The sequence below is a fragment of the Solirhodobacter sp. genome, assembly GCF_964715405.1.
This window is the reverse complement of record NZ_CBAICG010000068.1, coordinates 1-10903: the sequence shown is the minus strand read 5'-3', so window position 1 is coordinate 10903 and position 10903 is coordinate 1. Positions and strand designations below refer to the sequence as shown.

Sequence of the window (10903 nt, the reverse complement as noted above, 5' to 3'; positions counted from 1 at the left end):
GCGGGCTCGTTGCACATGACGATCCAGACCGCCGCGCTGATCGAGACACTGAAGGTTCTGGGCGCCGATGTGCGCTGGGCCTCGTGCAACATCTTCTCGACCCAGGACCACGCCGCCGCCGCGATCGCCGCGACCGGCACCCCGGTGTTCGCCATCAAGGGCGAAACGCTGGAAGACTACTGGGCCTATACCGACATGATCTTCCGCTTCCCGGAAGGCACCTGCAACATGATCCTCGACGATGGCGGGGATGCGACGCTCTACATCCTGATGGGCGCGCGGGTCGAGGCGGGCGAGACCGACCTGATCGCGGTGCCGACCTCGGATGAAGAGGTCTGCCTGTTCAACCAGATCCGCAAGCGCATGGCGGAAACCCCCGGCTGGTTCACCGCCCAGCGCGCCGCGATCAAGGGCGTGTCGGAGGAAACCACCACCGGCGTGCACCGGCTGTACGAGCTGCACAAGAAGGGCCTGCTGCCTTTCCCGGCGATCAACGTGAACGACAGCGTCACCAAGTCGAAGTTCGACAACAAGTACGGCTGCAAGGAATCGCTGGTCGACGGCATCCGCCGCGCCACCGACACGATGATGGCCGGCAAGGTCGCCGTGGTCTGCGGCTATGGCGACGTCGGCAAGGGCTCGGCGGCCTCGCTGCGGGGCGCGGGCGCCCGCGTCAAGGTGACCGAGGTCGACCCGATCTGCGCGCTGCAGGCGGCGATGGACGGCTACGAGGTGACGCTGCTGGAGGACGAGGTCGCCAGTGCCGACATCTTCATCACCACCACCGGCAACAAGGACGTGATCCGCATCGAGCATATCCGCGCGATGAAGGACATGGCGATCGTCGGCAACATCGGCCACTTCGACAACGAGATCCAGGTCGCGGCGCTGAAGAACCACAAGTGGACCAACATCAAGGACCAGGTCGACATGATCACGATGCCCTCGGGCGCGCGCATCATCCTGTTGTCCGAGGGGCGGCTCTTGAACCTCGGCAACGCCACCGGGCACCCCAGCTTTGTGATGTCGGCCAGTTTCTCCAACCAGGTGCTGGCCCAGATCGAGCTCTGGACCCGTGGCGCCGACTACCAACCCGGCGTCTACATCCTGCCCAAGCATCTCGACGAAAAGGTCGCCCGCCTGCACCTGAAACGGATCGGTGCCAAGCTGACGGTCCTGAAGCCCGACCAGGCCGCCTACATCGGCGTCCCGGCCGAAGGCCCGTTCAAGCCGGACCACTACCGCTACTGAGCCGTCAGCCCGGCGGCCTTCGGTATCCGAAGGCCGTCGCGGGGTCGAACGGCAGCCGCTCGGTCAGTCCCCACCCGGCGAACAGCCCTTCCCACGCCCCGAAATCGGGAAACGCATCGCAGAGCAGCCGCCCGATCAGCATCACCTGACGCGGCCGCGCGCCCTCGGGCAGGCCAGACAGCATCGCGGGCGTGATCGCCGCATCCTCCAGCACCAGCGTGTCGAAGCGACCGGCGTTGAGAAACGCGGGAAGGTCGGCCAGAACCGGATCGGCCACCAGCCGCAGCCGCGGCCCCGCCGTGATCCCGTTGCGCGCCCAGACCCGGCCCAGCACCGCCAGTCGCCCCGCGCCATCCTCCGACGCGGTGATTTCCAGATCCGGCCGCTCGCGTGACAGGAACCCCGCCAGGAACCCGCAGCCCGCGCCAAGTTCCGCAACCCGCGCCCCCGGCGGCAGATGACGCGGCAGGTTCCGCGCGATGTTGCGGCCGAACTTGCCTTCCTTCATCAGCAACAGCGCGGGCGGCGTGAACAGGCGCGGGTCACCCGGCAGCTCGATCCCGCGGTTCGCGAACCATTCCAGCGGCGGGTCGGCCGACATGTCCGCCGCCTCGCGCACATACATGTCGACCGGGGCCAGCGCGCGTTCCAGCGCGGGCTTGGCCAGTTCTTCCTTCCGCTTCCCCGAAACGCGCTTTTCCACGTCGGACATCAGCGCGGCGATCTTGTCCTTGTCGCGCGCCTGCGGCGGCTTGGCCTCCACCTGGGTGATCGGGATCGCGCTCGCCGCCTTCAATCCCTCGACGAAGCCCGCATATTCCTCGGTGCCCTTGAATTCGGCCAGCCGGGCCTCGGCCCGCTCCAGTGCGGCGAAGTGCAGGCGGTTCAGCACCGGGTCGCGCAACAGCGCATCAAAGATGCGCTTCCGTTCGTCGTGGTAGCGCAGCATCGTGTCGTCGCGCACCTCGTTGCGGTCCTGCAGCGCCCAGTAGTCGGTGTTGTACTTGTCTTTCTTGAAGTTCACGTTGCCGCGGAACTTGCGGATCGCGTAGCTGTCGATCGACTTCACCGCGTAGTGGTTGATCTGCACCCAGTCATAGCCGATCGTCCGCACGATCGACCGCCAGCCGCGGAACTTGAAGTAATCCTCCATCGGGCGGCCCGAGCCGTTCAGCCATTTGATCGTGTGCGGCCATTCGGTATCCAGCCAGCGGTTCTTGATCTTGGGGCGGTGGATGCCAAGTTTCCAGTGATCGGGGTCGAACTGGAACAAGGTCTTGACGCCCCAACCCTTGTTCCACATTGGCGGCGCGGCAAAGAGGTATTGCTCCGTTACCGGATCGCGCGACCAGTGGTGCACCCCGCCCGAGCCGAAGATGCGCCAGGTGATGACGATACCGTTCGCCCCCTGCGCCTTCGTGGCCGCGATCAGATCGTCCAGCGTGCCGTCGCCGTACTTGATCGAAACGAACTCGTCCGCATCGAACACCAGCAACCAGTCGCTTTCCGCCACCAGAGGTTCGTCCTGCCCGTAGTTCAGCGCCGAGGGTTGCGGCCGCTGGCCCTCGGGGATGCGGTTCTCGCGGTGGTAGGCCAGCCCCAAGTCTTCCAGCCGCTTCAGCATCGTGTCGGTGCCGTCCGAACAATCGTTCGTATAGACGAGAATGTCGGTGAATCCGACCGCGAGGTGATGCGCGGTCCATTCCAGAACGAAGGGCCCTTCGTCCTTCATCATCGACATCGCCATGATGCGGCCATGCGGGCTGACCCGTTTCGTCAGCCCGGTCAGGTTTTCCGCTGCGGCCGGTTCAGGCCGGTCCGGCGTCGGTTCCGAAACTGCTTTGGGGGCCACGCCATGCCTCTTGCCGGTGTCCTGCGGCAGATTGAAAACTGCCACCCGCTGATCGCGCACGCACGGTTGACGCGCTTTGCGGGCCAGCAAAAGAGTGATAAGACATGCAAAAGATAAAGACAAAAACAATTCCTGACCGGCATGGTTCCGATCGGGAAACAAGAGGCGAGTATGGCACCACCAGTCCGCAGACCGGTCGCATCCCTTTGGATCGGACCGAAGCTCCAGTATCTCAATCAACTCTGCCTGCTCAGCCATGTGCGGCAGGGTCATCCGACCACGCTTTACTGCACCGACACCGTGTCGAACGTGCCCGAAGGCGTGATCGTGAGGCCCGCGTCCGAGATCATGGAGGTCGACCGATCCATCGTCGAACAGACCAGCGCCTCGTTCCTGTCGAACGTGTTCCGCTACAAGATGATCCAGAAGACCGACGCGGTCTGGATCGACTGCGACGCCTTCTGCCACCGGCCCTTCCCGGATGAGATGCAGAACATCTACGCCGGCCACGGCTTTCGCGGCGCGCTGAACTGCGGCGTGGTCTACATCCCGCAGGAGGGTGAGCTGATCCACCGGTTGCTCGACTACTACGAAAACCTGCCCGACGCGCCGGCGTGGTTCAACAAGCAGCAGCGCAAGCGGCTGGAAAAGCAGGACAGCCACCTGCCCCATGCCGTACGGATCTACAACGCCGAACGCACCGCCTTTGGCCCGCAGGCGTTCACCTGGTTTGCCCAGCAGACCGGCGACTTCGAAAAGGCGCTGACGCCGGATTACCTCTACCCCGTGCCGTTCCAGTTGAACGACATCTTTTACGACCCCTATGGCCGGGTGGAGGGGCACTTTACCGACAACACCCTGTCGGTTCACCTCTACACCAACGGCACCAAGCCGTGGTGGCGCAAGAACCCGCCGTTGGAAAACTCCTATGCCTGGCGGATGTGCAAAGAGATCGGCGTCGATCCGGCGCTCGCCCTCGAAGACTAGGCGCAAGATCATGGCGCGACCCGTTCTGACCTTCGCCTATATCGTCGAGCCGGAAGACTACCAGATCATGGCCTGCACCCTGCTGGCCTCGATCCGCACCCATTTCGGCGACGACGTGCAGGCGGTCGGCTACTGCCCCGAACACCGCATGGCCGAGCTGCATCCTGCCGTGCTGAAGGCGCACGAGATGATGGGGGCCGAGATGCGGCCGATGAAGACGCTGGGGATGTGGGAGAGCGACTATCCCCACGGCAACAAGATCATCGCCGCGATGCAACCGCGCGACACCGACTTTTCCGCCTTCATCGACTCCGACGTGATGTTCCTGCGCCCGAACGACCCCGCCAACCTGTGCCGTCCCGGCCAGGTCTCCTGCTCGGTTGCCGCCTCGATGCGCTGGGCCGGGCAAGAGGTCTGGGATACGATCTACGGTGCTTTCGGGATGCCGGTCCCCACCGAACGGGTCCGCATGATGCGCCAGACAGGGCCGGAGGTGATCCCCTACTACAGCGCGGGTCTTGTGGTCTTCCCCGAGGATGGCGGCTCGGGCGGCCGTTTCCCCGATGTCTGGTATGACACCGCCCGCACCCTCGACCGGGTCGAGACGCTGGAGAACCGCCGCCCCTATCTGGACCAGATGACCTTGCCGCTGGCGATCACGCGCGCGGGCCTGCTCTGGAACCAGTTGCCGGAAGAACAGCACTACATCCTGGGCGGCAAGCTGCGCGGCAAGGGCCTGCCTGACGACATGGACGTTTTCACGGTGCATTACCGCAATGAATGGGTGCTGCGCGAACTCGGGCTGAACAAGATCGGGCAAAAGCTGTTGGCCGACAGGATCGGCGTCCGATATGTGCGCCGCCTGACGCCCGAGGTGGCGGAGGCCCCCCGCCCCGAACCGCAGCGCCCCGTCATGGGCGAGGAGGATTGAACCATGGGCATCAGCCTCATTCCCGGCATGTTCCTGGCCCGCAATGCGCGGCATCTGGGCGACGCCAAACGCGGCATCATCATGGGGCGGCAAAAGCTGCACCTGAACGGGCGCAAGCTGGAACGCTTTGTGGCGGCGCTGCCCTCGGTCGGCCACAACCTGACGGTGGCGGACGTGGTGCAGGAGGACGGCTTCACCGAAACGCTGCTGTCCGCCCTCGGTTATCCCTTCATCGAGGCGATGGACTTCACCGACAAGGAAGCCGCTCAGCACATTCACGACCTGAACTACCCGGTGCCCGAGCATCTGCGCGAACAGTTCGACGTGGTGATCGACGGCGGCACCACGGAACACATCTTCTACATCGGGCAGGCGATCGACAACTGCTACCAGTTGCTGAAACCGGGCGGGCTGATGCTGGCTTTCATCGCGGCCGATGGCTGGTTCGGTCACGGTTTCTTCCAGACCGGGCCGGATGTGCCGTGGCGCTACTGGCACCACGCCCGCGGCTGCGAGATGCTGGAGGTGTCGGTGGTTCCGCGCAAGTCGCCGCGCACGATCATCCCGATTCCGGACCCGACCGGCCAGCCCCGTGGCGGCGAGCGGTTCCTGGAAGGGCCGCACATGCTGCTTTACGCCTGCCGCAAACCGCTGAACGCGCCGCCCTATGCGCCGCCGATTCAGGGGCACTACGTCTGATCGGGCAATACCAGACTGCGGCGGATCGCCTCGGCATCGCGGCAACGTTCCAGCACCACCGCAGACAGGCCAAGCGTGATCAGCACCTCGTCCGCTTCGGCGGTGACCTTCGGTGCCGCGGGCCATCCCGACAGGTCGATCACGTCGCCGGGGCGCCAGTCGGTGATGGTGCAGACCCCGCCGTAAGCGATGCTGAAGCTGACGCCACCCGCGCCGCCGGTGATGGTGTTCTCGCCGGGGCCGATGAAGAACTGATCCTTGCCCTCGCCCGAGATCACGCGGTTGCGCCCCGGCCCGGTGTGGATGACAGAACTGTGTTCGCCGGCCATGATCAGGTCGTTGCCGGGGCCGCCGTAGATCTTGCTGAACCCGTCGCCGCCATAGATCACGTCGTCACCAGGTCCGCCGTCCAGCGTGTCTCGCCCGTTGCCGCCCTTCAGCGTGTCGTTGCCGGGCCCGCCATAGAACGCGTTGTGGTCGTTGCGGCGGGAAGAGCCGGTGGTCAGCACGTCATTGCCCTCGCCGCCGTAGAAGGTCGCGCCCGCATACTTCGGGCCGACCAACACGTCGTCCTTGGTGCTGCCGACCACATGCACGGCGACACGCTCGGATGATTCGAAATTGATGGCGCTGTCGGGGTGGGCGACGATATGCACCACCTTGCCGGTGGCCCGGTCGCCCTCCATTCGCGCCACCACGGTGGCCAGCCGCACATTCTCGATGTTCGCCGGAACCCGCAGGGTGTAGCCGTCCGGCCCCGCCATATACCACAGCGTGTCGTTGCCGCCGTCCGGCGCCTCGACGATCCGCTCGGCCGCCTCGCCATAGGCCCAGTAGTCGTTGTCGGCGTTGCCGCCCGCCAGCACCACCGAGCCATCCATCGCCATCATCGCGTTGACGCCATCGGCCGGATTCTCGGCCCCGCGCAGATCAAGCCCGAGGTCGAGCGCGGCCTTCACCAACTCGGCCCGCAGGAATGGCGTCTCGGCCCCGCCCGCCAGGTTCGTCGTCTCGCCCGGATCGCGGACCACGTCGTAGACATGCTCCTCGCCGTTCGGATAGCGGAAATAGCGCAGATGCTCGCGCCCTGGCACCGAGGGGCGCACCGACAGCGTGCCGAACACCGCCGTCAGTGGCGATTTCGTGCGGTCATAGACACCGAAACGCGGGTCGATCAGCGGCAGCAGGCTTTGCCCGGAGGTCCAGTCCGTTCGCGCGGGCAGCCCGGCCAGATCGAAGATCGTACGCGCCAGATTGTGCAGCGACACCGGCACATCCACCACCGTGCCCGGCGTGACCGCGGCGTGCCACAGGCCCAGCGGCACATGGGCGGCGCTGTCCCATTGGCTCATCTTGTGAAAGCTGTCGTGGGTGCCAAGGTTGAACCCGTTGTCCGACAGCAGCACCACCGCCGTGTTCGCCGCGAAGGGCGAGGCCCTCAGCGCATCCATGAACCGACCGACCTCATGGTCTACATGCGAACACGCGGCGAAGTAGGCGCGCACCACCTGCCGCCAGGCCGCATCGCCCGCCTTTTCCGGTGTCCATTGGCCGTTGGTGATATAGGCGGCCTCGTAGACCGCCATCCCCGGCTGCGGCCCGAAGAAATCGTCGGGGTGGGCGGTCGCGGGCCAGCGGATGTCATCGACGTTGTAAAGCTGGTAGAATCGGTTTGGCGCGGTCAGGTCGTAATGCGGGTGCTTGAAGCCAAGCTGGATCAGGTGCCGCCGCCCCGGATCGGCGCGGCCGAGGTAGTCGATCGCGTTCTGGGCCACCGAATGGTCGTAGAACGTCTGGTCCATCGACCCGTCGTCGTTCGGGTGGTTGACGCCCTGCACCCCCGGCCCGCGGTCCAGGTAGGCGTGGACCCCTGCCCGTTTGCCCTTGTCCTTCGCCTCGGCATCCTCGTGGAACAGGATGCGGCGATAGTCCTCGGGCATCGGCTTGTAGTTCGCGTCGGTCTTGCCGGTGGTGAAGCAGCGAAACCCGGCGCGGCGAAAATCGAACTGCCACCCCGCGGTGGGGGGCAGCACGTCGCGCCAGAACCGGTTGAGGTCCACCAGCCCGGTCCGGAATGGGGCAAGCCCGGTGGCGATTTCGGCGCGGCAGGGCGCGCAGAGCGGCACGGTGGCATAGGCGTTGGCGAACCGCGCGCCCTCGGCCATGAAGCGGTCGATGTTGGGGGTCTTGATCTCGACACCGAAGGCATGACGCCAAGTCACGACGTCGATCATGTCGTCGATCCAGATCACGCAGACGTTGCCGCCCTTCAACGCTGCCGGGTCAAGCGCCATCGCGCTGCCTTTCGTGCCAAAGCGCCCGCGCCGCCGCCGCGCCCGCATCGGCCGGGTCGGCGAGGCAGTCCCGGTCCGGCCAGATCAGCACGTCGCTCAGCCCAAAGCTGCCAAGCTTGCGGCGCAGACCCGCCCGTTGGCCCCGGCAGCCGATGAACAGATCCGCCGGGCCGGCCGTCCAGCCGCCGCCCAACATCCCCGAGACGCCGTCGAGGTCGTTGACGGCCACCGTCACCCGTCGCCCCGACACCCCGCAGAGCACCAGCACGACCTGCCCCGCCTTCTGGATCAAGGGCAGGGACAGGGCGAAATCATCCGCGTCCTGCCCGGCCAGAACCTCGCCGCCGCGCCCGGCGAGGAACAGGTAATCCTTCAGCCCCTGCGGCTGCAACGTCAAAAGCGTCTCCGCATCGGCCTTGGCGGTCTGGAAGATCAGCCCGAAGCTGCAGGCGGCGCTGTCGGGGATTGCCTCCGACAGCACGAGGCCGCCGTGGGATTCAGCCTCGAAGCGCAGCACCGGCGGCATGTTCGCGGCATCGAACAGCGTGCCATCCGTGTTCGGGCCGACCGGCAGCGCCAGCGCGCCGTTCCGCGCCATCCATCGCACGATGCGCTGAGGATCGGCGTCGGATGCGGTCAGGTCCGTCGTGCGGGCGATGAAATGCAGCGGAATCGCCGTGCTGTCATCCGGCTTTTGCGGCATGGGAGCCGCCGGGATGCCTGATACCAGCGCGCCCGGCGGCAAGGATCCGTGGTAGGTCAGCGTCATGTCGCGTCCCCCGGATGCAGCGGCAGCGCGCAGGGGTAGGCCCAGCGATGCAGCGGCGCGCCCCCGGTGCGGCTGGCGGATGACCAGTCATCCCGGATCGCACCCCGGTTCTCGGTGCCCTGCGCCACACCGAAGGCATAGCGCACCACGGGTGCCGGGCCTTCCGGGGCCCGGTCGCAGGTCAGGACCAGCGCGCGCGGGTCGTCGTCGGCCACTTCGACAGCGGTGATCGTCACGGGCGCATCGGTTCCCGCAATACTGAATCCGCAGGTTGGGCCCGCGCCGAACGGATCGGCCGCATCGATCACCAGATCGCTCATCGCGCGGGCGGTGACCCGGATCCGCGGCCCGTCGTATTCCGCCAGCAGGAACAGCGGGCACAGCCACTCCTCCCGCCGCACGCGGGCGGTGATGGCGTGGGCGTCCATTTCGGCCATGCGGATGCGTGCGGGTTCGGTCGGGCGGCCGAAGCGGGCGACCTCGAACATGTAGGCGGGCGCGCTGAACACCAGATCATGCGCGCCGTGCTGCCAGGCAAGCTCCCAATGTGCGGCGATGACGGGATGGGTGCCGATCTCGCGCGTGCCGCTTTCGAAGGTGGCGACAAAAATCGGCTTTTGCAGACCCCTTTGGTTCAAGTCACGCTCCACCCGCGCCATCAGCGCGCGCAAGCCCCGCACCAGCGCCGCAGAGTCGGAGACGACATCCTCCAGCCCGTAGTCGAGCCCGACCGCCAGGACCTGCGCCCGCTTGCCAAGCGTGCCTGCCGCCGCCACCAGGCTGTCGGCCGCGCTGAGGAGATTGGCATAGCCGCGCCCGGCAGGCAAAGCGGCAACATCGGCGGTGCCGTCCGTCTCGGCCCGCGTCAGGAACAGGGGCAGGGCCTGCCGCGCCGCATGACGCCAGCCCAGTAGCGTGTCGGCGATCAGGGTGTCGCGCGTGGCATGGGCGATGGATTGCATCCGGTCGGTTGGCGCGGCCGCCTCGGTGCCTTCCAGACCGACGGCCCCGATATGGTCACCCGGCGCCAGAACGTTGCGGGGAAAGTCGGGCCCGCCCGTGTTGAACCCCGCCCGCCGCGCCCCGCCCACCGACAGAAGCCCGTAAAGCGGCCCCGGTGCCGCCGCGATGATGTCGCCGCCATCCACCCGCCGCTGATAGCCGCGGGCCAGGTCGTCCAGCCGGGCGGTGAAACGATACCAGTCGCCCTCGCGGCGCAAATCCCAGGCATCGATGTCGCCCAGAATCTCGGCCGGATCGGCGGCCGAAACGCTGCCCAGTCTTGTGCGCAAGTCGTCCACGACACTGTCCGAGAGCCTCAGGATCAGCCCGGTCTCGTCGAAAGCAATGACGTCGCCGTTGTCGGCACTGATCAACACGCCGCGTGTTTTGGCGTCAGCGCTGTTGCCTTTGGTCGGCATTCTTCCCCCGCGTCGATCGACCCGCCCGAAACGGGCCGGTGCGTCATTTGCCTGACCCGTTCCGATCGGGTCAAGCCGTTTCGAGGGGCGGGTCTGGCCCTGCGTCCGGGGGGGAATGGATGCCGACTTTTCCCTTTGTGCGCGGCAGGCTTTGGCCTAGAGTTTTCACGCCGAACGAGGCCATGGCAGCCTTTCGGTCACCAACAAACGGGCCGACCACCGGCTGCGCGACGAACGAGGAGCGAACTGCATGAGCAAGAGAGACGACCTGATCGCCAAGTATGCCGACGATCTGCGCCATAAATGCAAGATGGAGCCCGATATGGCGCTTCTGACCAAGGTGACGATCGGCTGTGGCCCGGCGGTCTACAACGCTGACAGTTCGACCGTTGCGGGGAGCGACAAGGGCGAGCTGGAGACGGTGAAGAACAACTTCCTGGTCAAGAAGCTCGGTCTGGCCGACGGCCCGGCGCTGATGGACGCGATCCACGCCGTGATCGAGACCTATGGCAAGTCCGAGCGGCAGAAGCATCGTGCCGTGATCTATTACAGGGCACCTCGATTTTTGCCCGTTTTCAGCGCCGGAGCTTGGTGCGACCGGTTTGAAGTTTGCAGTGGACTGCTGACAGGCGGGCTGGTGGGTGGTTTTGTATCTGTCATGCGGTCTCTTGGCTGCGAGACGGCACGGATCGCGGCCTG

General features: G+C 66.1%; 8 protein-coding genes and 1 pseudogene. 5 read left to right on the top strand and 4 right to left on the bottom strand.

What is annotated here, in order from left to right; all coding sequences use genetic code 11:
- A partial coding sequence (gene ahcY / locus AC11WY_RS18455) for an adenosylhomocysteinase (RefSeq protein ID WP_482928210.1) occupies positions 1-1251 on the top strand: 1251 nt, incomplete at its 5' end.
- A gap of 4 nt (positions 1252-1255) precedes the next feature.
- Here the strand turns inward: ahcY and AC11WY_RS18450 are convergent.
- On the bottom strand, positions 1256-3103 hold the full coding sequence (locus AC11WY_RS18450; RefSeq protein WP_482928208.1) for a glycosyltransferase family 2 protein: 1848 nt from the start codon (positions 3101-3103) through the stop codon (positions 1256-1258).
- 171 nt (positions 3104-3274) lie between these two features.
- On the opposite strand from AC11WY_RS18450, the gene AC11WY_RS18445 reads away from it, so the two are divergent.
- Genes AC11WY_RS18445 through AC11WY_RS18435 form a run of 3 tightly spaced genes read left to right on the top strand, consistent with a single transcriptional unit; the run spans position 3275 to position 5720 of the window.
- Positions 3275-4090 (top strand): hypothetical protein, encoded by an 816-nt coding sequence (locus AC11WY_RS18445; RefSeq protein ID WP_482928206.1) that lies wholly within the window; start codon positions 3275-3277, stop codon positions 4088-4090.
- A 10-nt stretch (positions 4091-4100) separates the two neighbouring features.
- Positions 4101-5021, top strand: a complete 921-nt coding sequence (locus AC11WY_RS18440; protein WP_482928204.1) for a hypothetical protein — start codon at positions 4101-4103, stop codon at positions 5019-5021.
- Positions 5022-5024: 3 nt separating this feature from the next.
- The gene (locus tag AC11WY_RS18435; protein ID WP_482928202.1) at positions 5025-5720 is read left to right on the top strand and encodes a class I SAM-dependent methyltransferase; all 696 of its coding nucleotides are present in this window, start codon (positions 5025-5027) and stop codon (positions 5718-5720) included.
- Here the strand turns inward: AC11WY_RS18435 and AC11WY_RS18430 are convergent.
- Genes AC11WY_RS18430 through AC11WY_RS18420 form a run of 3 tightly spaced genes read right to left on the bottom strand, consistent with a single transcriptional unit; the run spans position 5711 to position 10162 of the window.
- Positions 5711-8014, bottom strand: coding sequence for a sulfatase-like hydrolase/transferase (locus AC11WY_RS18430; RefSeq protein ID WP_482928200.1), 2304 nt, complete (start codon positions 8012-8014; stop codon positions 5711-5713). The genes AC11WY_RS18435 and AC11WY_RS18430 overlap by 10 nt on opposite strands.
- Complete coding sequence (locus AC11WY_RS18425) at positions 8004-8783, bottom strand: hypothetical protein (protein ID WP_482928198.1); 780 nt, start codon at positions 8781-8783, stop codon at positions 8004-8006. The genes AC11WY_RS18430 and AC11WY_RS18425 overlap by 11 nt, the downstream gene beginning before the upstream one ends.
- On the bottom strand, positions 8780-10162 hold the full coding sequence (locus AC11WY_RS18420) for a hypothetical protein (RefSeq protein WP_482928196.1): 1383 nt from the start codon (positions 10160-10162) through the stop codon (positions 8780-8782). Before AC11WY_RS18420 ends, AC11WY_RS18425 begins: the two co-directional genes overlap by 4 nt.
- A gap of 292 nt (positions 10163-10454) precedes the next feature.
- On the opposite strand from AC11WY_RS18420, the pseudogene AC11WY_RS18415 reads away from it, so the two are divergent.
- Positions 10455-10754, top strand: a pseudogene (locus AC11WY_RS18415) (DUF2853 family protein); the annotation flags it as partial.
- Positions 10755-10903 lie beyond the last annotated feature (149 nt).

Excerpts from the sequence above, each read along its gene's own strand:
- AC11WY_RS18425 (WP_482928198.1), bottom strand. The coding sequence starts at position 8,783 with ATGACGCTGACCTACCACGGATCCTTGCCGCCGGGCGCGCTGGTATCA.
- AC11WY_RS18440 (WP_482928204.1), top strand. The coding sequence starts at position 4,101 with ATGGCGCGACCCGTTCTGACCTTCGCCTATATCGTCGAGCCGGAAGAC.
- AC11WY_RS18430 (WP_482928200.1), bottom strand. The coding sequence starts at position 8,014 with ATGGCGCTTGACCCGGCAGCGTTGAAGGGCGGCAACGTCTGCGTGATC.
- AC11WY_RS18435 (WP_482928202.1), top strand. The coding sequence starts at position 5,025 with ATGGGCATCAGCCTCATTCCCGGCATGTTCCTGGCCCGCAATGCGCGG.
- AC11WY_RS18445 (WP_482928206.1), top strand. The coding sequence starts at position 3,275 with ATGGCACCACCAGTCCGCAGACCGGTCGCATCCCTTTGGATCGGACCG.